This is a genomic window from Catenulispora sp. MAP12-49, assembly GCF_041262705.1.
GTDB lineage: Bacteria > Actinomycetota > Actinomycetes > Streptomycetales > Catenulisporaceae > Catenulispora.
Genome location: NZ_JBGCCP010000031.1, coordinates 64,091 through 86,596, shown reverse-complemented (window position 1 = coordinate 86,596; position 22,506 = coordinate 64,091). Strand labels below are relative to the sequence as shown.

Sequence of the window (22,506 nt, the reverse complement as noted above, 5' to 3'; positions counted from 1 at the left end):
AAGGCCTCAGCCCGATCTGGACATGCAACGTAGGAGCGATACCTATCGCGCCGATATCTCGGACCAGTCATCACCGCAGGAGCACAGGTCACAAGACAGATTCGACGGACCGCCAACGCTCATAGCGTCATGGACCGCACCCCCGGTCCGAGTCACTGGAGTTCTCGATGGCGAACACCTACATCCCCAAGCGTGAGATCGCTGATCGTCCGCACGGCTACCAGGGGCCGAATCTCTCGCCGAGCGGTTCGGCTCTCACCCCGGTCGCGCTCGGCGAGGGCGTCCACGCCCTGATGGCCACGATCCCACCGAAGGACAACAACGGCCTGATCATCGGCACGCAGGCCGCCCTGGTGGTGGACGCGGGCATCACCCCGACGGTCGCGCGGCTGATCCAGGACACCGTCGCGGACCTCACCGATCGGCCGCTGCGCTATCTGGTCAACACGACCTACCACGGTGACCACACTTTCGGGAACATGGCGTTCCCCGCGCAGACGGTCGTCGTGTCCTCACGGATCAACAAGGAGAACATGGCGGATCTCGCTTACGAGAAGCGGGTCCGATCCGGGAACATGTACGGCGACGAAGGCCTCTTCGATGCCGTGACGCGCTGGCGCACCCCGGACGTCGCCTTCGACGGGCACGTCGAGATCGATCTGGGTGGCCGTGCCATCCAGCTCTGGCACTTCGGCCCGGGCAACGGCCCCGGCGACACCGTGGTGTACGTCCCTGATGTCCGTACCGCCTGGACCGGCAACTTCCTGTGCCACGCCGGCACCGCACACATGCTTCTGCAGGGCGGCCCGCTGCCCTACCTCGAATCGCTGCGCCGGATGAAGAGGGCGCTACCGGAACTGCGGACGATCGTTCCCGGCCACGGCCCGATGGGCGACGGCCCGACCGCCATCGACACCCTCGTCGAATACCTGGAACGGCTGCACACCGAAGTCACCGAGGCCGTCGCCGCCGAACTCACCCTGGAACAGACGGAGATCTCCTGCACCAATCCCTGGGCCGAACGGCTCGACCCGGTATTGAGCGCCGCGTTCGCCGCCTACACGGCCGTGCCGCAGGACGTCGCCCGGGCCGGGTTCCTCGACCTGTGCCGCAACCTGCACCGGCTCAACGTCATGGCGACCTACAACCTCTACACCCCCGCCGAATGAGCTCTGCTTCACACCTTCACCAGAAAAGGCTGACATCCATGACCATCAACGTCCCCGCATACTCCCTGGCCGAACGCGACCGCCGTTGGGCGCTGGCCCGCGAACTGATGGAGGCCGAAGGGATCGACGCCCTCATCGCCTACGGCGAGCACGAGTGCGCCGACCTGGCACCCTTCGCCCCCGACACCTACTTCACCAACGACCGCCCCGGCTCGATCGTCATCTTCTGCCGGGACGCCGACCCGATCGAGCTGGTCTGGTCGAACCTGCCGATCCAGGACCACATCGAGGCCACCAAGCGCGGCGACCAGATGTGGTTCGAGCCGCGCAACATCCGCGTCGGCCGGAACGCCACCGGCGTCATCGAGGTGCTGCGCGAGCACCGTCTGGAGAACGCCGCGGTCGGAGTCCTGGGCCTGGACCCGTTCCCGCCGTTCCACATCCTGCCGATCATGCCGCACGCGCTGTGGTCCCAGGTCCTGGCCGATCTGCCGGAAGCCACCTTCAAAGCGGTCGGCATGAGCTACCTGTTCGCGACCATCTGCCAGTCCGAGGAGGAACTCGCCGTCATCCGCTACTCCGCCGACTCCGGCGAGGCGATGGCCCGGGCCATGCTGGAGGCCACGGCACCCGGCGTGGACGAGGCCGAGATCTTCACAGCGGGGATGTCCGCGGCCTTCCGCCGCGGCACCGCGGCGCCCCAGATGCTGCTGTGGTCCGGGCCCGGATTCGTCTCCTGGGGCTCACCGGCGTGGGCCTACCGTCCGCAGGCCCCGCGGGTCGTCCAGGACGGCGACGTGGTGCTGGCCGAAGCCTTCTGCCGCTTCGGTATGAAGGAGACCCAGACCCAGGTGGCGATCGCGGTCGGCGACATCCACCCGGACCTGGAGGAGGCGGCGGTCATCGCCCGCGCCGCGTACGACGCCGGTCTGGCCGCCGCGCAGGTCGGCAACAGCTTCGGTGACCTGGCCGAGGCGATGCTCGGGGTGTTGAAGGAGGCCGATGCCTGGAACATCCACCCGATGGTGCACACCCTGAATCCCTACGGTCCGGTCTGCGGGTTCGGCCAGGGCCTGTCGCGGGTCCCCGAGGCGCTGGAGTACGGCCGGCTGTTCGAGCTGCCCACGATGGGCGGCGAGCTGCCGCTGGCGCCGGGCATGACGTTCGCCTTCGAGCCGAACGCCGTCATCGGCGGCCGCGCCATGAACCTCGGCTGCACCGTCGTGATCGGCGAGGACGGCCCCATCGAGCTGAACCCGTACACCGCGCAGCTGCTGCGGGCCTGACGCCCGGACCCGGCAATCCCGGACCAGGCGATCCCAGACCCCGACGAGAATCCAGGAGAACCACGATGATCGAGATCCAGACCAGCGCCACCTACCCGCAGCCGCCCGAGGCGCTGTTCGCAGTCCTCGCCGACCTCGGCGGCTACCCAGCCTGGCAGGCCGACGTGCTGTCCGCCGAGGCGAACGGCGCGGCCGCGGTGGGCACCGAGGACCACCAAGTGCGCAAGATCATGGGCAGGCACACCGATGTCGGGCTCACCGTCACCGAGTACGACCCCGGCAAGCTGATCGTCCTGGCCACCGCCGAGGGGGCGTCCCCGGGGGTCGAGCAAACGTACCGGGCTGTCACCGACGGAACGGGCAGCCGCCTGGAGTTCCGGCTGCGCCTCGAAGGCGTCCCGCGCATGGCCGAACACCTGGCCAAGGCTCAGCTCGGCAAGCAGGTTCCCAAGCTGCTCGCCGCGCTCGGCGACCAGCTGACGCAGTCCTGATCGCCTGACCAGCTCACCCCTGTTGGGCGAGGAGAGAACATGAGCGACCGCAACCCGGGTTCCGGATGGATCGATGTGCACCATCACGCGTACCACCCAGAACTCATGGCAGCGCTGCGCGACGCGGGCGTGACCGAGATGGCTCCCGGGGTCCCGTTGCCACGGTGGACTCCGGAGGACTCGCTACGCGTCATGGACCAGGCCGGACTGTCAGCCGCGATCTTGTCGGTCCTGCTCCCGGACGGCGATTACGACATCTCCTCGGTGGCCCGGCGCGCGAACGAGTGCGCTGCCGAAGTCGTGGGCGATCACCCCGGCCGGTTCGGCTCACTGGCCACGCTGCCCCTGCCCGACGTCGAGGCGAGCCTCAGTGAGATCGAGTACGCGCTGGGTGTACTCGGCATGGACGGCGTGGTACTGAGCGCGAGCCTGGGCGATGGCCAACTGGTCGGCGCCCCGGAGTTCGCCGCGGTCTTCGACGAACTGAACCGGCGGCGCGCGGTCGTCTTCATCCACCCGCGCCCGGGGTTCAGGTGTACGGACACGGGAGGACCCGGCTACCGGACGCTCGTGCCGCCGCCCGTGATCGACTTCGTCATGGACACCAGCCGCGCTGTCGCGGGGCTGGTCTACGGCGGCACCATCCGACGCTGCCCGGACATCGAGTTCGTCATCGCCCACGCCGGCGGCACGATACCGTTCCTGGCCGGCCGGATGGAACTGGCCCAGACCTGGGTGTTGCGGGGCCGCACCGACGCGGAGCCGGAGACTGTGGCCGCCGCTTTAGGGAGGCTGTACTACGAGACGGCGCAGTCCTTCGCGCCTGGCACCATCGCCTGTCTTCAGGAGATGACCGATGACAGTCACCTCCTGTTCGGCACCGACTTCCCCTTCATGAACGACGCCGTCCTAACGGCCTCCCGCCACCTGCTCCAGGAGCATCCCGGCCTCGATACCGAGGTCTTCGGGCGCGGCAACGCGCTGGCTCTGTTTCCCACCCTCGCCAAGCGCCTTCGCTGAGGACGGCGCCAGGCACCCCGACCAACCCGGAAGGCAACAGCCATGAAGCACCTGCGCAGCCTGCGCGAATTCATTACAGCCCTCGATGAGATCGGCGAGATCCAGTTCATCGACAAGGAAGTGGACTGGAACCTGGAGATCGGCGCGGTCGCACGACGCAGTTATGAGCTGCGGGCTGCGGCCCCGATCTTCAACACCATCAAGGACACCGGCAACGGCTTCCGGGTCTTCTCCGCACCGGGCGGGCTGTCGGCCCGGCCGGGGCAGACCTTCGCCCGGATCGCCCTGGCCCTGGGACTGCCCGCCGACGCCAAGGGCGCCGACATCGTGAACGCCCTGGCCGCGGCCCGCGACCGCGACCCGATCCCGCCGGTGGAGATCCCGGCCCAGGGCGCGCCATGCAAGGAGAACGTCATGCTCGGCGACGACGTCGACCTCATGAAGTTCCCTACCCCGCTGATCCACGACGGCGACGGCGGCCGCTACATCCAGTCCTTCGGACTGAACATCGCCAAGACCCCCGACGGGTCCTGGACCAACTGGTCGGTCAACCGGATGATGCTGGTCGACAGGAACCGCTTGGCGTGCCTGATCCCGCCGCCGCAGCACTTCGGCATGATCAGGGCCCTGTGGGCGAAGGAGGGCAAGCAGATGCCGGTTGCGGTGGCCCTCGGCGTGGAACCCGGCCTGCCCTACGTCGGCGGCATGCCCCTGCCGGAGGGGGACGACGAGTCCGCTTTCCTCGGTGCGTACTTCGGCGAGCCGCTGGAGCTGGTGCCGGCGGAGACCGTCGACCTGCTGGTCCCGGCGACCGCCGAGATCGTCATCGAGGGCTACGTATCCTTGGAGGACACCTACGAAGAGGGCCCGATGGGGGAGTATCCGGGCTACCTCGACCGGGGCAGCTCGTCGCCGAAGCCGGTGCTGCACGTCACCGCCGTCACGCACCGGAACAAGGCGATACTGCCGGTTGTGGTCGCGGGTGCACCCGTGGAGGAGGACCACACCGGCTTCGCCCTGCCGCACGCCGCCGAGATGGCCTACCTGCTGCGCAAGGCCGGGCTCCCGGTGACCGCCTCCTGGAGCGTCCTGGAGTCGGCCGCCCACCTGTGGGTCGCCGCCGTCGACCCGGCGTGGCACGAGACGACCGGGTTGTCCTCGCAGGAGCTGTGCCGCAAGATCGGCGAGGTCGTCTTCGGCTCCGGCAAGCTCGGTTTCGGCATCCCGAAGCTGCTGGTGGTCGAGGACGACATCGACATCGCCGACGTCGGGCAGGTGATGTGGGCGTTCACCACGCGGGCGCACCCCGAGCACGGCGAGGTCCACTTCGACCACGAATCGCAGAACATCCTGCCGCTCTACCTCGACGAATACGAGAAGCTCAGCTACTTCGCCTCCAAGGTCGTCTACAACTGCCTGCTCGCCGACCGCTTCCCGGTCGGCCAGCGCCCGATCGCCGCCGACTTCGCCCACAACTGGTCGCCGGAGTTGCAGCGTCACGTCGTCGAGAACTGGGCCGAGTACGGGTACGAGTAGGCCGGGCATGGCAACGCGCGACGTCATGGCCGGCGACCGGCGCCGGCAGCCTTTCGATACCAAGCCCAGGCCCCGAGCAGCCTCGGGGCCCGCACTGACGGGAACAACCATGAACCGGCCCACGACACTGATAGCCCTGGCCGCAGCGACGGCCGCGGTGGTCACGATGACAACGACCGCGTCGACGTTCGCCGCACCCGCCGCGCCGACCCGCCAAGGCGCTCGCGTGGCGCACGGGCAGATCGTCGTCCACAACGACTCCCACACCTCGCACGTCGTCCCGAGCCCCACTGGCGACCCGAACGTCCATCTGCAGCTCTCGCTCTATCAGGACTTCACCGGCGACTTCCAAGGCCACGGCACCGCCGAGTTCTTCGCGACGGTCCACCACGACGGCGAATACCCGGAGGGCACGATCACCTTCACCGGCCGCGAAGCCGAATACGGCACGATCTTCGGCCACAGCGGCGCCTTCTACTTCAAGGACACCCACGGCATGATCACCCCGAACGGCAAGGTGACCGGCGACTTCACGTCCGACGGCGGCGAGCTCGGCCTGGCCGGCATCGACGCACGGGGAACGTTCTTTCCGACAGCGAATCCGAGCGACGTCGGGAATCTCGACCACACCACGGACTACGCGTTCGCGGTTCGCTTCGACCGCTGAGAAGGGATCCGGGCCCGCACCAGGGCGTTGCGTACCGATCGGCAGGGCCCGCCGCTACGTAAGGGTGCCGCCGGGCCCGGTGCCGGGGCAGCGGACGGACGTGGAGGGGGACTCCGACCCCTCCGCTGTCGCCTCCAGGGCCGTTCATCATCACGGCCCCGCCGCCCCTGCCGCCGCCGGCCTCCCCGCGCCGGCGCTTTCGACGTGTGCTTTCAGCTCCCTGCTCCGGTGACCGGGGTCGCCGGGCTGCGGCGGACCATACGCGAGCTGTTCGAAGAGGCTTGGCGCGCCCTGGAGCAGTGAAGACCGGCGAGATGGTTCCATCGGCCCGCTCGGGTCGTGTCAGGACCCTTCTGCCCCGGCCCGATCCGCTGCTACTCTGACCGAAAGTTTCGGTGGAGACGGGTGACGTTTCGATGGCATCTCACAGACTGCGCAGCGGCCCGGACCCGGTCTCGCCGACCGCCACCATCGCGGCCATCGCCGAGGAGGTCGGCGTGTCGGTGGCGACCGTCTCGAAGGTGCTCAACGGCCGCGCCGACGTCGCGGCTCAGACCCGGGCCAGGGTTGAGGAGAGCCTGGAGCGGCACAGCTACCGGCGGCGGGCGAAGCGGAAGCCGGCCGGTGCCGGGCAGGTCGACCTGGTCTTCCACGAGCTCGACTCGGCGTGGGCGATGGAGATCATCCGGGGCGTGGAGGCGGTGACCGAACCGGTCGGGGCCGACGTGGTGCTGTCGCAGCTGGGCGGGGCGCACCATCCGCCGCAGCAGTGGCTTGACGCGGTCCTGGCACGGCGGCCGCTCGGCGTGCTGTTCGTCCTGTGCAGCCCGACCATGGCGCAGCAGGAGCGGCTGCGGCGCCAGGACATACCGTTCGTGGTGGTCGACACCGACAGCGCCACCACCGCCTCGGTGCCCACGGTCGGCTCCAACAACTGGAACGGCGGCCTGCTGGCCACCCGGCATCTGCTGGAGCTCGGCCACCGGCGGATCGCGATCATTTCAGGGCCCGAAGACGTGCTGTGCAGCCGGGCGCGGCTCGCCGGGTTCCGCGCCGCGCACGAGGAGGCGGGCCTGGAGGTCGACCGGGACCTGGTGCGCTACGGCACCTTCCACCTCGACGCCGGATACCAGCACGGCATGGCGTTGCTGGAGCGCCGCGACCGACCGACCGCCGTGTTCGCCGGTTCCGACATGCAGGCGCTGGGGGTGTTGCGGGCGGCGCGACAGCTGGGCATCGACGTGCCGCGCGGGCTGTCGGTGATCGGCTACGACAACCTGGAGGTCGCGGCCTGGACCGATCCGGCGCTGACCACCGTCGACCAGCCGATCAGGGACATGGCCGGGACCGCGACGCGCATGGTGTTGGACCTGGCCCACGGCCGCGGTCCGAGTACCAGCCGGATCGACCTGGTCACCGAGCTGGTGGTGCGGGAGAGCACGGCGCCGCCGGCGGGCTGAGGCGTTTCGCCCCGGGGCCCGCCGGCGGCGGCCGCGCGGCCTCGTGGGCCGCGGTCGTCCTCGACGCGCTACGAGGTACTACAGGACACTGATGGCCAGGTCCATTGGCCGTTGGGACTTATGGTGACGCCCCAGTTGTTGCCGCTCCCGTTCGGTTTGGCGACCATCACGTATTGGCTCGGCCACGTGGCGCTGACGTTCCAGGTGCTGTAGACGACAGCGGGGGAGACGAGGTTCATCGTCACGGTCCAGGTGTTGGAGCCGGTCACGGAGACGTTGAGGTTGTACCAGTTGCTGCCCTGTGAGGCGGCCGACAGTGTCGCGGTGCAGCCACCGTTGCCGCCACCACTGCCCCCTCCTCCTCCGCCACCGCCACCGCCGCCACCACCACCGGAGCTCACCGAGACGTTGGAGCTACCGCTGCCTCCGCCCCACGCCTCCGTGGCGAGGATCTGGTAGTTCAGCGTGCCCAGGTTCATCCCGTGGCTGGCCCACGCGTTGACGAAGTTGGACACGGTGATGGTGCCGCTGGACACCGGCGACGTCCGGATCGCCAGGTACTGCTCGAAGGTGGCGGTGCCCTGGATGGAGGGCTGGTTCACCTGCTGGTGCTCATAGATGTTGAACGTGCCGCCGTCGCTGGTGACCTGCCCCATGTACGTGCCCGCGGTGGGCGGGGAACCGACGTAGTTCTCCATGACGTAGTACTCGACCAGCGGTCCGGTCGACCAGCCGTACAGCGACACGAGCGAGGTGCCCCCGGAAGCGTTCAGGCTGCCGGTGAACGACTTCGTGGACGTGTCGCCAGGGTTCCATCCCACGCCGGCGACGAAGTCGCCGATGCCGTTCCAGCTGGAGCTGTAGCTGTTGCCCGAGCTCATGTTGATGCAGGCCGACCCCTGGCCACTACTCCACATCTGGTAGTAGTAACCGCCGTTGTTGCCGGTCTGGTTCGAGCAGATGCTCGTCGCCGCCGAGGCGGGGCCGGACGGCAGCACCGTGGCCACGAACAGGGCGATGGTGACGCCGAGGAGCAGCCGGAGCCGGCTGCGTCTACGGATTCCGGGGAGACGGGGATTGCCGGGCATGCGAAATGCGCCTCCTGTCTGTGATGGAGTCGCCCAGAGACGGCGACCGGGATCAGGTCACTGAGACCTACCGGCAGTGTTGGATCCGGGCGTGCCCTCGTCAATGAGTTTCGAAGAAGTTTCGAATAATCATCGACACCACGCACCGAAACTTTCGGCCACTTGGGAGGCGATCAGCTCGCATCGGGCCCGGACTCCGTCCGAACGTGCAGCGACGACGAGAACTCCAGCAGCAGCCGCGGTACACGGTGACCGTGGCAGGGCGCTGCCGGACCCCTTGCGGGAGCTCCCACAAAGTAACGAGGCTGACGGGGGCGGTCTCGCGGACAGCCCCCCAATTCGCGGGCATGAATCCGGAGGCGCTGGCAGCGGTCCGTGGCTACACGGGCAGCGACGTCTACGGCCCGATGAACGCCGCCCTGCGCGACGGTGACCCGGCTGAACTGGCAAAATGGGACGCGCACATCAAGGCCTCAGCGCCTCGGCCACCCGCCCGTTGCCCGGGAACACGCAGTTCACGGTATCGTCGCTGACCGGGAGGGACATTCAGTCGTTGTCCCAGGTCCAAGGCGAGTCGGAGATACTCTTCCGCCCCGGAACCACCTTCAAAGTGCTCAGCAACGCGTCCGGTACCTGGCACATCGCTCTGACCGAGGCGCGCTAGCGACATGGAAGGTGACCCACGTATGACCGAGGACCGGTCGCAGACCTCGAACGAGCCGGTTTCGGAGACCTCCGCAGCGGCGTGGCGCGCCGACCGCCTCAGCGGCCCGCTCGGCATCACCGTGGACCCCCCGGGCGAGCGCCGTCCCGCGCCGGTCCTCACCGCGGCTGAAGCGGCCGTGTGGGCGGACCGGGCAGCCGGTGCGCTGATCGGCGCGGCCTGCGGCGATGCCCTCGGCGTGCCATATGAGTCCGGTCGGCCCTTCGGCGAGGACGAGGTGCCCGTGATGCTCGGCGGCGGTCTCGGCCCCTACGCCCCAGGGTGAGTACTCCGACGACACGCAGATGCAGGTCGTGATCGCGCAGGTCGCGGCCTCCGGCCTGGCGCTGGACTCCGAGCAGGGCCAGCGCCGGATCGCCGAGGGCTTCATCGCTTGGCTGGCCGGCGGGGCCAGCGATGTCGGCGCGCAGACCCGGGCGGTGTTGACCTCGGCGCGCAAGGCCGGCGGCGATCCGCTCGCCGCGATTCGCGACGCGGCTCGGGCGGTCCACGAGCGCACCGGGCAGTCGGCCGGCAACGGCTCCCTGATGCGCACCGGCGTCGTGGGACTGGCCTTCCTCGACGGCGGCGCCGAAGCGCTGCACCGAACCCGGGAGGCCGCCCGCTCCATCAGCGGCCTGACGCACTATGACGACCTCACTGCGGACGCCTGCGTGCTATGGAGTGTGGGCGTCCGCCAGGCGGTTCTGCACGACACACCGGGTCTGTGGCGCTTCCACGGTGTCCGCAACGCGGTGTCCTTCCTCCCCGCCGAGCGCCGTGCCCAGTGGACCGCCTGGCTGGACGAGGCCCAGGCCAAGCCGCCACACGCCTTCCAGCCGAACGGCTTCGTCGTCACCGCGCTGCAAGCCGCATGGTCTGCCATCTGGCACACCAAGATCCCCACTGACGACCCCGAGGCGCACTTCCGCCTCGCCCTGCACGCCGCAGTCCGAGCCGGCGACGACACCGACACCGTAGCGGCGATCGCCGGCGCGCTACTGGGCGCGGCCTGGGGACGTACGGCGATCCCCGGCGAGTGGCAACGCGCCATCCACGGCTGGCCCGGCTTGAACGCCGACGGGCTGGCAGATCTGACGAACCGGATCACACTGGCCGGCGACTGACCCAGTCCAGCCGAGTATTCGGTTGAGTATCCCTGGCTCGTCGTTGCCGCGCCGTCGTGGCACGGCCCTCCACGCAGCAGTCCATCACCCGAACGGACTACGCCTGCCAGAACCAAAACCTAAACTGACCTGCGAACGGAGTACTCCGGACTGCCGAGGAAACTCATGCTCGGGGGCTCGGAGCACTCGGCCTGCCTCCGGCCGCCCCGCTCTGTCCGCCGACTCGGTTGCGTGCCCGGGGCGACGTTGTTCGATGTTAACGCCTTTTCCTGACTATTGTCGGAATCGTGGCATTCGGTCTGCAAGCGTTCACGACCGGAATCGTTGCAGCGTCCGTGGCGGCCGGGACCGACCTGACGTCCGACCGAGGAGCATGACCGTGGGTGTCATCGACACAGTCCTCAACCCGATCATCTGGGCCACGAGCTTCGTGATGGTTCTGTGGCACCGGGTCTTCGGAGCGATCTTCGGGGAGAGTTCCTCGGTGTCATGGGTCCTGTCGATCCTCTTCCTGACGGTCACGATCCGCGCGGCGATGATCCCTCTGTTCCGCAAGCAGATCAAGTCGATGCAGAATATGCAGCGTCTTCAGCCGCAGCTTCAAGCTCTGCAGAAGAAGCACAAGCTCGACAAGCAGAGGCTTCAGCAGGAGACGATGAAGCTCTACAAGGACAACGGGACCAGCCCGTTCGCCTCCTGCCTGCCGATCGTGGTGCAGCTGCCGTTCTTCACCGCGCTGTATCGCGTGCTCAGCCACGCGGCGAGCGGCAAGGCGGTCGGCGCGCTCAACCAGGCCGACGCCACCGCTATCCAGCACTCGACGTTCTTCGGTGCACCGATCCCGCTTCGGTTCTTCACCACGCAGACCTACTTGAACACCGCGGCGAACGGGCAGTTCGCGCACACGTCGCTGTTGAACCTGCGAATCGTCGCGCTCGTCATGGTGGTGCTCTACGCCGCCTCGCAGTTCCTGACCCAGCGCATGATGCTGGCCAAGAACACGAACCTCGACAAGTCGATGCCGAACCCGATGATGCAGAGCCAGAAGATCATGCTCTACGCCATGCCGATCGGCATGTTGTTCTTCGGTCTGAGCGTGCAGATCGGCGTCGTGCTGTACCTGATGACCACGAACGTGTGGACGATCGGCCAGCAGTTCTACACGCTGCGGAACAGCCCGGTGCCGGGCAGTCAGGCTGAGCAGGAGATGATTGCCCGGCGGAAGGCGAAAGAGACCAAGAAGGCCCTCGCCGCCGCGGGGAACGGTCCGGTCTCAACTGCGGTGCCGGCAGCCGACGGCAAGACGCAGGACCGTGCCCCGGTCTCGCACCAGCGGGTCCAGCCGGTCCGTAGCACTCGTCGCAAGCGGAAGAAATAAGGGAGGCGGTGGGTATGAGCGATGCCGCAGTCGTCGGCACATCGCTACGGCGGATGAAGCCGAGCGCGAAGCGGTCCGCGCCGGCGGCGCCCCGGTGGGTGTGCGTACTTCCAGGCAATAACCCGGGCGGGCCCCCAAGGTCGGGCCTTGTGATCGGGAACGATCCGGTGCGCAACTAGGGTACCGGCGAGCTAGGCGGAGCGGAGCAGCCCCGATGCTGACCAGTTCCAAAGTGACAGCACTTGGTAGCCGAGTGGGTAGCTCGGGACAGCCTCTTGGTCTACGCACCCGGTCGTGCCTTTTGCGCCGCCGTGGCGAGGTTCCGAGGAATCGATGACCGTCCTGACCCGGATTGCCGCCGTTCCGGAGCTCGAAGAGCGCTTCGTGCGCCGGAGTCTGGTGGTGCTCGGTTGCGGGGTCATGCTGCTGTACGCCCTGTGGGAGGCATGGCAGCTTTACGCACCGTGGCGTACGCAGGCGTTCTTGCACGCGGCGGGTTTCCGCGGGGTGAGTTACAGCGCGGCACAGGAGTCCGCACGTCGCAGCACGTCGCTGGCTCCGCTGCTGGTCGCGGCAATCGCGTTCGCGGTCTGTGGAGCCGTCGTGGTCGCCACCGCTCGCAGGATCCGCGAAACTGCCGCACGGGATGTGCGGCGGGTGACAGCAGCGATGGTCGTGGTCATGGCCTTGGCCGTCGCCGGACCGGCGGCGAACCAGGTCCGCGCGGCAGCCGACTCGGGTCACCGGCTGGGCGGCCTGGCGCACGTCACACAGTCAACAGTCGATGACATCGCAGGCCATGCCGGTGTCAGCGTCGCGGTGCTGGTGAACGTGGACTACGGCCGTGCGGGGCAGCGTGTCCATCTGCCCGGACCAGTGCTCGTGGTCGGCGGCATCGGCTTCAGTGACACCAGGACTGTCTACGGCGTCGACACCGTCACCGGTAGAGCCTTCACCGCGTCTCCTGACGAGAAGATCACGTACATCGACGGCCCGCACTGAGCGCGCATATCGCTGTCACTACTGCGTATCAGGGCTCGTGTTTATCAGTGACGGATCGGGAGCAGGGACTCCAACGATCGCACCGATCGGATGCTCATCGTCGGTGACCAACATCTGCGGGTTGTCCTGCTGCAGCACGTGGCACACACAACGCCGGTCGTTCCCATCGAAGTGCCGGTCTGGGCTTGCGTGAGCCGATGGACTACCCGAACGTCATACCGTTCCCGGCCCAACGGATCGCCCGAGCGAAGATCCTCGGCGGCCTCATCAATGAATACGATGCCGCGGCCTAAAACCCCAGGTCGACGTCACGGCAGGGCTATTGAACTCCGCAGGTCGGATTTGCACTACGACAGGACGCACCCACGAGTACCAGATTCCAGCCCGACCGCACCTCACGCTCGTCGGCGGAGAAAGGCAGGTCAACCCCAGATTCGTAATTCCGAGCCGCACAGGATCTCGGCAGCCATCGCGGTACGGCCGCGAGCCGGCTGCCGGATTTCGCGATGTGGCACCGACGCACCGGCTGCGCGATTCTTGAACCGGCGAAAGGACAGATCCATGGAGTCCGAACTTGCCGGACGAACCGCCGTTGTCACCGGAGCGGGCCGCGGGATCGGCTTGGCTATCACGCGGGCCCTGGCAACCGCCGGAGCCCGAGTCGTCGCCGGTACTCGGAGCGCCAGCCCAGACCTGGCCCGCCTGGCCGAGACGGACAGGCTGGAAGCGGTGGAGGTTGACCTGGCCACCACGGACGGACCTGCCCTGTTGGTGGGGCGGGCTGGTCCCGTTCTTGACATCCTTGTCAACAATGTCGGGGCTGCGCCGCCCCGGCCTGGTGGATTCCTGTCCGTCACCGACGAGCAGTGGCTGGACTCACTCACGCTGAACCTGCTCGCTGCCGTCCGCACCACACGGGCCGCCCTTCCGCTCATGCTCGCCAACGGCGGGGGGTCGATTGTGAACATCGCTTCAGTCAACTCCTCCTTCCCCGACCCGATGGTCATCGACTACAGCGCGGCCAAGGCCGCGCTTGCCGCATTCTCCAAGGCCCTGTCCAAGGAGGTCGGCGCCAAGGGCATCCGGGTGAATACGATCAGTCCCGGGCCGGTCGCCACCGATCTGTGGCTCGGCAAGGGCGGCGTGGCGGACGTGGTGAGCGGGTCCACCGGGGTCAGGCCCGACGACGTCGCCGCCGCGGCCGCCGCCGCGACCGTGACCGGCCGGTTCACCCGGCCGGAGGAAGTCGCAGACCTGGCCGTCATGCTGGCCGGCCCGAGGACGGGGAACGTCACCGGGGCTGACTTCCGGATCGACGGCGGCCTGATCCCGACTTGGTGAGACCGCGGCGCGCACTGCTGCGGAACCGTCCGCGCTGCCAACAGAGCCCAGGAGCTCATACACGCGTTCGTTGGGGTGGTGCGTCCAGCGCGCAGTGGCTGAAGTACGCCTCCGAGGGCGCCTGCGCGCCTGCGGCGGGTCGCGGGTTGCGGATCAGCACCGCGGCCATCAGGCCGCTGAGCACGCACAGCGCTCCCGAAACCAGCGAAGCCCTATGGAAACCATGGGAGAACACAGCCGGGTGCAGGTACGCAGCACCGGTGATCCCGGCGATCGCGGGGAGAACCGCCACCGCGATCAGCGAGGCGGTGCGGGCAACGTCGTTGTTCACGGCGGATGCGACGCCGGCCTGGCTGGCCGGCGCAGCGGCAAGCGCGGTGGCGGTCAGTGGAGCGACGGTGGCGGCCAGGCCGAGGCCGAAGACCAGCACGGCGGGTAGCACCTGCGTCGCATAGGTGCCAGTGGCGTCGACCTGGACCAGCAGCATCAAGCCCAGGCCGACGAGGCACGGGCCGACGCTCATCTGCAGCCGGGGACCGATCCGCGCGGCCAGTGCGCCGGAGCGGGCCGACAACGCCAGGGTCACTGCTGTCAGTGGCAGCAACGAAATGCCTGCCTGGAGGGCGGTGTAGCCGGAGACCTCCTGCAGTTGGATCGGCAGCAGGAACAGGACGCCACCGAGTGCGCCGTACAGCACGAAGGTGACCGCGTTGGTCGCCGAGAACTGCCGCGAGGAGAACAGCGACAGGGGAAGCATCGGCGCGGGAACGCGCCGCTCCCACCCGACGAAGGCGACCAGCAGCAGCACCCCGCCGATCAGCGCGGTGAGCGGGCCGGGTTCGCCCCAGTGGCCGGACGGCCCCTCGATCAGCCCGTAGGTCAGGCCGACAAGGCCGAGAGTGACCAGCGCGCCGCCGGTCACGTCGATGCGGGTCCCGACGGTGGCCGGATCGCGGGATTCCGGGACGTGGCGCTGGGCGAGCACGACGACCAGCGCGGCGAGAGGCAGGTTGATCGCGAAGATCAGCCGCCAGGAGACTGCCTGCACCAGCCAGCCGCCCAGAAACGGCCCGATCGCGCTGGCCACGCCGCTGAGCCCGGACCAAGCCCCGATCGCCTTGCCGCGGTCTTCCGGGGTGAAGGACGCCTCCAGAATCGCCAGACTGCCCGGCGTCAGCAGCGCCGCGCCCACTCCCTGCAGCGCGCGGGCGACGATGAGCGTGGGGGCGTCCGGGGCCACCCCGCACAGACCAGAGGCCACAGCGAACCAGATCACGCCGATCACGAAGAAGCGTTTGCGCCCGTAGTGGTCGCCCAGCGAACCGGCGACCAGCAACAGGCCGGCCAGGGTGAGGGTGTAGGCGGTGACCACCCACTGCAGCGCAGACAGTCCCACGCCGAAGTCGCGTCCGATCGCCGGTAGTGCGATCCCGACGACCGTGGCGTCGATGGACGCCAGCGCCGACCCGAGCACGGTCGCGGCGAGCACCCACCGGCCCGGGCCGGTGCCGTAGCGCAGCCCTGCGCTGGCAGGCTCAGCAGCAGGAGTCTGAGGCGACTTCACGAAACCAAGCTATGTGGCCGAGGAGGATCCTGCGCGACGGCCCGGCGGAAGGTTGCCGCTCCCGTGGATCGCACGTTCGATTTCGTAGCCAGGCAATGTGCACCAGTGGTCACGGCCCACAGCGGGCGAGGTGATGTCGCGCTCGGTGAGTTCCCCGCCAGGCCCGTCACGGTGCGTTTGAAGCAGTGACAACAGCGCGAGCAGCCGGGAGGAGGGCTTCTGCATGAGATCCATCCTCGCCGCAGTACAGGACACGGCCTGTCCTCTACCTCTGTCATGGTGGTGTACGAGCCGTTCGGGAGGCATCGCTCCTGGTCACGGCGGCCGCCGGGACGCCGCTGTACGGCATGCTCACCGACCGCTTCGGCGTCACCTGGGTCCTGGACGGGGCCGCCCCGTACACCGGCTGAACCAGCCGGCCCGACACCGACATACCTGCGTCGTCCGGGCGGCCGCAGAAACGCGGGCCGTCCGGACGACGCACCCACCAAACACGTACAGCAGCAGTGGAAGGAACAGGTCGCCGTGCGAATGCGGAAGCTGGGACGGACCGGGATCGAAGTGAGCGCCTACTGCCTGGGCACCATGGTTTTCGGCAAGATCGGCAATCCGGATCAGGACGAGTGCGTGCGAATGATCCACCGCGCGCTCGACGCCGGCGTCAATTTCGTCGACACCGCCGACGTCTACGGCTACAGCGAGACCGAGGAGATCGTCGGAAAGGCCCTCAAGGGACGCCGCGAGGAGGTCGTGCTGGCGACCAAGTTCAACGGGCATATGGGCGAGGGCCCCAACCGCAGCGGCAGCTCGCGGCGCTGGGTCATGCAAGCGGTCGAGGGCTCGCTGAAGCGGTTGCAGACCGACTGCATCGACCTTTACCAAATCCATCACCCCGACCCGGACACCGACGTGGAGGAGATCCTCTCCGCGCTCACCGACCTTGTGCGGGCCGGAAAGGTCCGCGCGATCGGCTCCTCCAACCTGCCGGCCTCGGAAATCGTCGAAGCCCAGTGGGTGTCTCAGCGGTGCGGCCTGCATCGTCTGCGAACCGAGCAGCCCACCTACTCCATCCTCAACCGCGGCATCGAGCGCGAGGTGCTGCCCGCCTGCCGCCGCTACGGCCTGGGCGTCCTCGTGTGGAGTCCGCTGGCCATGGGCCTGCTCACCGGTCGCTACCGCAAGAACGCCCCGAGGCCCGACAACGCCCGCATGCGCTGGGTCCCCCGGCACCTCACCGACGAACGCAAACTCGATGCCGTCGAGCAGCTGCTCACCCTCGCCGAAGAATCCGGCCACCCCCTCACCCACCTGGCCATGGCCTTCGCCACCAGCCACCCCGACGTCACCGCCGCCATCATCGGCCCACGCACCATGGACCAGCTCGACGACCTGCTCGCCGGAGCCACCCTCACCCTGGGCGACGACATCCTCGACAAGATCGACGCGATCGTCCCGCCCGGCACCGACATCAACCCTTTGGACGTCTCCTACACACCGCTCTCCCTGACCCGCACGGACCTGCGCCGACGCCCGCCCCACGAGCGAGCCGCAGCCTGAGAACGCCATGACCATCCTCGACAGCCGCGCCCTCAACCGCGCCACCCTCGCCCGCCAACACTTGCTCACGCGCAGCGGCACATCCGTACCCGAGGCAGTGGCGCACCTGTGCGGTTTGCAGGCGCAAGAGCCACAGGAACCGTTCATCGGGCTGTGGTCGCGCCTCGCCGACTTCAAACCCGAGCACCTGGACGACGCCCTGACCGGCCGCACGGTGGTGCGCACCCACCTGATGCGCCGCACCGTGCACCTCGTCACCTCTGACGACGCGCTGTCCTGGCGAGCCCGCCACGACAGCATGCTGCGCCAGCGAGTGCTGGGCACCTACCGGAGCGAACTGGGCAGCATCGACGTGGACGAGGTCGCCGCCGCCGGCCGGGCGGTCATGGCCGACGGGCAGCCCCGCACTATGAGCGAGCTCGTACAAGCCCTCGAAGACCGCTGGCCCGGCCCACCACGCCGTGTCCTGGGCGAACTGCTCGTCGCAGCCCTCATCCCGATGGCCCAACTCCCGCCTCGCGGCCTCTGGCACCAGAACGCCGGCGTACACAACCTGCCCTTGGCCGCCTGGCTGAACCGGGACATCGATCCCCTGCCCACCGACGGAGACGATCCCGTCGGGCAGCAGTTGCTGCACCGCTACCTCGCCGCCTACGGGCCCGCCGCCAGCGCGGACCTCCGCGCCTGGTGTGGGCTTGCCGGTCTTCCCGCCGCGGTCAAAGCCTCCCGAGAAGGACTCGTCGCCTTCCGCGACGAACGCGGCCGCGAACTCCTCGACCTGCCCGACGCGCCTCGCCCCCACCCCGATACCCCGGCCCCCGTCCGCTTCCTACCGGCCTTCGACAACGCCATCCTCGGCTACCACGATCGCAGCCGCATCATCGATACCCCCCACCTCGGTCTGTCCGTCGCGGGCCATCGCGTGGTCGTCGTCGACGGACGCGTCTCCGCCACCTGGACCGTGCGCGAGCGCCGGCTTCGCATCGCCCCCCTCCGTCCCCTCACGGCCCTGGAAGCAGAAGCCGTCCGCGCCGAAGCCCAGCACCTGATCCTTTTCCTGGACGAAGACATCGAGCACGTCCGCCTGGACACCGAAAACTGACGACCACGCCCCTGCATGGCGGCGACCGGGTCGGAAACCTCGAGACCTCGTCGGCGGAGGACGACTACACCTTCACCGTTCAGGCCGGCCAGGGCATCTTCGTCGGCCTCCAGTCGTGCCCGTCGAACACCGAGAACTTGGAATGGCGGCTCTTCGACGCGAACTCTCTCTCGTGACCCGTAGATACGACTGCCAAGGCGTAGCTGTGCGTAATCTGGCCACTGGTGCGTATCGCCTGGCTATCACCGCGCAGAACAACACCGCGGGTACCTATGCGGCGCGGATCTGCCTTGTCCCCGCCGACGTCACGGCCACGACGGCCCCTGACGGCAAGCCGGTGAGGCTCAGCACGTCGGCCGTCGAGATCCTGCTGCCGCAGCCGCTTGAGCTCCTCATACTCGGTCGTGGACAGCAAGTCGGGCCTCTGTCCGCGATCGGCCGCAGCCTGGCGGACACAGCCGCGCAGCGCCTCGCGATGCACGCCCAGATCGTCGGCGACGTGTGCGGTCGGGCGGCCGGATTCCTGGACCAGACGCACCGCGAGATCACGCAGCTCGTCCGGGTACTTCCTTGGTTCAGCCATCCGCCCGCCCCCCACCCGGTTTGGCACCCGGCCGGGATGGGCGGCCCGGCGTGGGTGGCTGGTCCACGTAGCGGCGCCCCGATAAGTCCTCGCCAGGCGCCGTGATAGCACCGAATCCGATGCGGGAGAGCTGATGGAGCGACTGGAGGTTCGCCATCTGCGCACCTTGTGCGCTATAGCCGACACCGACAGCCTGCGCCGTGCCGCCGCTGCTCAGGGATACTCTCAGCCGGCGCTGACTACCCAACTCCAACGTATAGAGCTGTACTTCGGGGAGCCGCTGTTCGCCCGCAGCAGCGTCGGCGTCGCGCCGACCGCCCTCGGCGCCGAGATCGTGGCCCAGGCGCGTGACGTGCCGGCCCGCATGGACGCACTGGGGCCGCGCGCCAACCGTTCCGTCAAGGCGGAAGGCCGAACCGCGCACTGCTCCAGATACCGACCGCGACGTGAGGCTTCTCGGTGTTATCGCGCGTAGGCAGTTGTTCTATCGCGCACTCCATTGTCAGCGCCTCGTGCGGATGAGAGCTTCATGGCACACCCCGCGCTGATCGTTTCGCGTGGCATCCCCACCAATTCACGAAGGAGCATTTGATGCGCCACCGATCCGCCCTGCCCAGAATCCTGGCCCTGGGCCTCGCGGTCTGCGCCGCGTCGGTCGGGCTGGCCGCCGGCCCGGCCGGTGCCGCGTCGGGTAGGCCGAACGCCGCCCCGGCGGCTGCTCCCGCGCCGAGCGGGTCCGCCGCGACGGGGACAGATCCGGAGCAGGCCGACGGCCACCGGGCTGCCAAGCCGTCGCCGCCCGGGCCGCCGATCGCCATCGGCGCCGCCACGTCCTTGGCGGTGACGAACCCGGCGGGTCCGGCCGGCCCGGACGCCGCGTCCTCCGCCGCACCCGCGGGCACGACGCCGAGTACGCAATCCTGTACCGCGGCCGACTTCGGCAGCCGCAACGGCGCCAAGCTGGCGGCCTATGTCAAGAGCTCGACCACCGACTGCATCAACACTTTGTATTCGCTCACCGGCTCCGATGCCGCCGCCGTCTTCAACGAGTCGCAGATGACGGCCGTGGCGAACGCGTTCGAGAATGCGGCGCGCAGCTACCGGGGCGATGATTCCAGCGGCATCTGGCAGCTCAGTCTGTTCCTGACCGCCGGCTACTACGTGCAGTACAACAACGCCGCCGCGGTCGGGACGTACGGCCCGACCCTGGCCGATCCGGTTCAGACCGGCCTGGACGCCTTCTTCTCCGCCCGCCACTCCACAGACGTCAGCGCCGCCAACGGCGACGTCCTGGGCAACATCGTCATTCTCAGCGACAGCGCCGACTTGCAAGCCCGCTATATCAGCGTCTACAAGCGGATACTGAGCGGCTACACCAGCTCCTACGATGCCTTCCCGAGCATGGACACGGCGGTGAACGCGGTCTTCACCCCGATCTATCGCGGCCACTTCTTCCCCGCGTACATAGCGGCGGTCACCGCGGACCCGAGCATCATCGACGCGCTCGACACGTTCGCACTGAACAACACCGCCCTGCTTCCCGGCGCGAACTACGCGCTGGACACCAACGCCGCCGCCGAGACCGTGCGTTTCCTGGACACCCCGGCGCTGCAGGCCAAGGTGCGTCCGCTGACCGCGCATCTGCTGGCGGTCTCGCCGCTGCCCGGGCCGAACGGGCCGCTCTGGCTTCGGGCGGCGATCGTCGTGGACTACGTCGACAACGCGGACTGCGGGACGTTCAACGTCTGCGACTACACGGCCACGCTCAAGGCGGCCATCCTGCCGACGACCTACCCCTGCGGCACGACGCGCACCATCCTGGCGCAGGCGATGACTGCCGCGGACTTGACCGCGGCCTGCACCAGCCTGCAAGGCGAAGACGCGTTCTACCACGCCTTGGTGAAGGACAACGGTCCGATCGCCGGGCAGTACGACACGAACCTGCGCTTGGCGGTCTTCGCCACCAAGTGGGACTACACCATGTACTCCACGGCGCTGTTCGGCAACGACACCGACAACGGCGGCGAGACACTCAGCGGCGACCTCACCGACCCGGCCAACCAGCCGATCTCGGTGATGTACGTGAAGTTCCCCGGCGACGGCTTCCCGGCGAGCGTGTGGAATCTGAACCACGAGTACACGCACTTGCTGCAGGGCGAGTACGACATCAAGGGCACCTTCGAGCAGGAGATCTCGGTCCCCGACATCTGGTGGGTCGAGGGCGAGGCCGAGTACGTCTCCTACACCTACCGCGGCATCAACAACACCCAGGCGATCAGCGAGGCGAGCCAGCACGCCTTCTCGCTGAGCACCCTGTTCCAGACCACCTACGACAACACCACCAGCGACCGCACCTACACCTGGGGCTACCTGGCGGTGCGGTACATGCTGGAGAAGCACCCCGAGGACGTCCAGGCGATGCTGGCCAGGTTCCGGGTCGGCGACTTCGCCGGCGGATACGCGGTCTACAACTCGATCGGCACTGAGTACGACACGGACTTCGACGCCTGGCTCGACGCCTGCGCCGCCGGTGCGTGCCTGGTCTCCGGCGCACCGACCGCAGCCTTCACCTCTATTGCCGACGGCCTGTCCGTCCACCTGTCCGACGTCTCCACCGACACAGGCAGCCCCTTGAACTTCGAGCGTTGGAGCTACGGCGACAACACCATCTCCACCACCGACGGCCCCAACCCGACGCACACCTTCCCTGCCCCCGGCACCTACACGATCGCGCTCACCGTCGACGACGCGAAGGGGCTCAGCTCGACCATCGCGCAGAACGTCACGGTGACCGGCGCCGCCACGCCGCCGTGCCCGTCGGCCAACCCGCAGGCGATGGACCGCAACTGTTCCCGGGGGAACCAGTCGGAGACCGCGGGCAACTATGACTACTTGTGGATCTACCTCCCCGCCGGAACGACGACGCTGAACCTCGCCACCAGCGGCGGCACCGGCGACGTGGACCTCTACTACGACCCCGACACATGGGCGACGAAGCAGACCCACACGGCGAAGTCGACCGGTAGCGGCACCGATCACAGCATCACCGTCACGAACACGACAGCGGGGTACCGCTACATCAGCCTGTACGCGGCCACGTCGTTCAACGGAGTCAGCGTCTCGACGCGGTACTGACCGACAGAAGCCTTCAGCGACGCCGCCACCCGCCTCCGACGCGGTGGCGGCGTCGGGCCAGGCCCGGGCCGAGGAGTTGACGGTGAAGACGCCCGCCTGATCACTCCTCGGTATCGAGGTCATCCAGCCGCGCTGGACAGAACCCTGACCCGACCCGAACGAGCTCCATGCGAACCACAGGGCCGGCTCCACCGCGGCGTCGCCGTGTCGGGCGTGCGCCGACCAGCCTGCCCTGATCGCCTCGACGGACCGGGCCGTCGCAGTCGGCACAGGGGGACAGGGGTGGCGGCATCGTGC

20 protein-coding genes and 2 pseudogenes are annotated in these 22,506 nt (G+C 68.4%); 18 read left to right on the top strand and 4 right to left on the bottom strand.

The window, feature by feature from the left end; genetic code table 11:
- Positions 1-167: 167 nt before the first annotated feature.
- The 7 genes from ABIA35_RS37885 (at position 168) to ABIA35_RS37855 (ending at position 7,629) form a co-directional block, all read left to right on the top strand.
- On the top strand, positions 168-1,169 hold the full coding sequence (locus ABIA35_RS37885; RefSeq protein ID WP_370361157.1) for an MBL fold metallo-hydrolase: 1,002 nt from the start codon (positions 168-170) through the stop codon (positions 1,167-1,169).
- A 38-nt stretch (positions 1,170-1,207) separates the two neighbouring features.
- Positions 1,208-2,455: a M24 family metallopeptidase gene (locus tag ABIA35_RS37880; RefSeq protein WP_370361156.1), complete on the top strand. Its 1,248-nt coding sequence runs from the start codon at positions 1,208-1,210 to the stop codon at positions 2,453-2,455.
- Between the two features lie 65 nt (positions 2,456-2,520).
- The gene (locus ABIA35_RS37875) at positions 2,521-2,946 is read left to right on the top strand and encodes an SRPBCC family protein (protein ID WP_370361155.1); all 426 of its coding nucleotides are present in this window, start codon (positions 2,521-2,523) and stop codon (positions 2,944-2,946) included.
- Between the two features lie 39 nt (positions 2,947-2,985).
- Complete coding sequence (locus tag ABIA35_RS37870; protein WP_370361154.1) at positions 2,986-3,966, top strand: amidohydrolase family protein; 981 nt, start codon at positions 2,986-2,988, stop codon at positions 3,964-3,966.
- Between the two features lie 42 nt (positions 3,967-4,008).
- Positions 4,009-5,502: a UbiD family decarboxylase gene (locus ABIA35_RS37865; RefSeq protein ID WP_370361153.1), complete on the top strand. Its 1,494-nt coding sequence runs from the start codon at positions 4,009-4,011 to the stop codon at positions 5,500-5,502.
- Positions 5,503-5,611: 109 nt separating this feature from the next.
- The gene (locus ABIA35_RS37860; protein ID WP_370361152.1) at positions 5,612-6,169 is read left to right on the top strand and encodes a hypothetical protein; all 558 of its coding nucleotides are present in this window, start codon (positions 5,612-5,614) and stop codon (positions 6,167-6,169) included.
- Positions 6,170-6,585: 416 nt separating this feature from the next.
- Positions 6,586-7,629 carry a LacI family DNA-binding transcriptional regulator gene (locus ABIA35_RS37855; RefSeq protein WP_370361151.1) on the top strand — a complete coding sequence of 348 codons (1,044 nt, stop codon included), beginning with the start codon at positions 6,586-6,588 and terminating at the stop codon, positions 7,627-7,629.
- A 68-nt stretch (positions 7,630-7,697) separates the two neighbouring features.
- On the opposite strand, the gene ABIA35_RS37850 is transcribed toward ABIA35_RS37855, so the two are convergent.
- Positions 7,698-8,717, bottom strand: a complete 1,020-nt coding sequence (locus tag ABIA35_RS37850; RefSeq protein ID WP_370361150.1) for a glycoside hydrolase family 11 protein — start codon at positions 8,715-8,717, stop codon at positions 7,698-7,700.
- A 451-nt stretch (positions 8,718-9,168) separates the two neighbouring features.
- Between ABIA35_RS37850 and ABIA35_RS37845 the strand changes: the two genes are divergently transcribed.
- From ABIA35_RS37845 to ABIA35_RS37820, 6 genes are all read left to right on the top strand, one after another.
- Positions 9,169-9,381 carry an ADP-ribosyltransferase domain-containing protein gene (locus ABIA35_RS37845; RefSeq protein WP_370361149.1) on the top strand — a complete coding sequence of 71 codons (213 nt, stop codon included), beginning with the start codon at positions 9,169-9,171 and terminating at the stop codon, positions 9,379-9,381.
- Between the two features lie 22 nt (positions 9,382-9,403).
- Positions 9,404-9,706, top strand: coding sequence for a hypothetical protein (locus tag ABIA35_RS37840; RefSeq protein WP_370361148.1), 303 nt, complete (start codon positions 9,404-9,406; stop codon positions 9,704-9,706).
- A gap of 19 nt (positions 9,707-9,725) precedes the next feature.
- Positions 9,726-10,547 (top strand): ADP-ribosylglycohydrolase family protein, encoded by an 822-nt coding sequence (locus ABIA35_RS37835; RefSeq protein ID WP_370361147.1) that lies wholly within the window; start codon positions 9,726-9,728, stop codon positions 10,545-10,547.
- 373 nt (positions 10,548-10,920) lie between these two features.
- Entirely contained in the window at positions 10,921-11,925 is a 1,005-nt protein-coding gene (yidC, locus tag ABIA35_RS37830; RefSeq protein WP_370361146.1) for a membrane protein insertase YidC, read from the top strand.
- Positions 11,926-12,258: 333 nt separating this feature from the next.
- On the top strand, positions 12,259-12,927 hold the full coding sequence (locus tag ABIA35_RS37825; protein ID WP_370361145.1) for a hypothetical protein: 669 nt from the start codon (positions 12,259-12,261) through the stop codon (positions 12,925-12,927).
- 561 nt (positions 12,928-13,488) lie between these two features.
- Positions 13,489-14,268, top strand: a complete 780-nt coding sequence (locus ABIA35_RS37820) for an SDR family NAD(P)-dependent oxidoreductase (protein ID WP_370361144.1) — start codon at positions 13,489-13,491, stop codon at positions 14,266-14,268.
- 55 nt (positions 14,269-14,323) lie between these two features.
- Here the strand turns inward: ABIA35_RS37820 and ABIA35_RS37815 are convergent, their stop codons facing one another.
- Both ABIA35_RS37815 and ABIA35_RS37810 read right to left on the bottom strand, forming a co-directional pair.
- Positions 14,324-15,832, bottom strand: coding sequence for an MFS transporter (locus ABIA35_RS37815; RefSeq protein WP_370361143.1), 1,509 nt, complete (start codon positions 15,830-15,832; stop codon positions 14,324-14,326).
- Between the two features lie 108 nt (positions 15,833-15,940).
- Positions 15,941-16,057, bottom strand: a pseudogene (locus tag ABIA35_RS37810) (transcriptional regulator); the annotation flags it as partial.
- 98 nt (positions 16,058-16,155) lie between these two features.
- Here ABIA35_RS37810 and ABIA35_RS37805 point away from each other — a divergent pair.
- The 3 genes and pseudogenes from ABIA35_RS37805 to ABIA35_RS37795 all read left to right on the top strand — a co-directional run.
- A pseudogene (locus ABIA35_RS37805) lies at positions 16,156-16,242 on the top strand (VOC family protein); the annotation flags it as partial.
- Positions 16,243-16,357: 115 nt separating this feature from the next.
- Positions 16,358-17,389, top strand: coding sequence for an aldo/keto reductase (locus ABIA35_RS37800; RefSeq protein WP_370361142.1), 1,032 nt, complete (start codon positions 16,358-16,360; stop codon positions 17,387-17,389).
- 7 nt (positions 17,390-17,396) lie between these two features.
- Positions 17,397-18,491 carry a winged helix DNA-binding domain-containing protein gene (locus tag ABIA35_RS37795; RefSeq protein ID WP_370361141.1) on the top strand — a complete coding sequence of 365 codons (1,095 nt, stop codon included), beginning with the start codon at positions 17,397-17,399 and terminating at the stop codon, positions 18,489-18,491.
- 79 nt (positions 18,492-18,570) lie between these two features.
- On the opposite strand, the gene ABIA35_RS37790 is transcribed toward ABIA35_RS37795, so the two are convergent.
- Complete coding sequence (locus tag ABIA35_RS37790; RefSeq protein WP_370361140.1) at positions 18,571-19,074, bottom strand: transposase; 504 nt, start codon at positions 19,072-19,074, stop codon at positions 18,571-18,573.
- Positions 19,075-19,207: 133 nt separating this feature from the next.
- On the opposite strand from ABIA35_RS37790, the gene ABIA35_RS37785 reads away from it, so the two are divergent.
- Together ABIA35_RS37785 and ABIA35_RS37780 are read left to right on the top strand one after the other, a co-directional pair.
- Positions 19,208-19,549 carry a LysR family transcriptional regulator gene (locus tag ABIA35_RS37785; protein WP_370361139.1) on the top strand — a complete coding sequence of 114 codons (342 nt, stop codon included), beginning with the start codon at positions 19,208-19,210 and terminating at the stop codon, positions 19,547-19,549.
- Positions 19,550-19,665: 116 nt separating this feature from the next.
- Entirely contained in the window at positions 19,666-22,209 is a 2,544-nt protein-coding gene (locus tag ABIA35_RS37780; RefSeq protein ID WP_370361138.1) for a collagenase, read from the top strand.
- Positions 22,210-22,506: the final 297 nt, after the last annotated feature.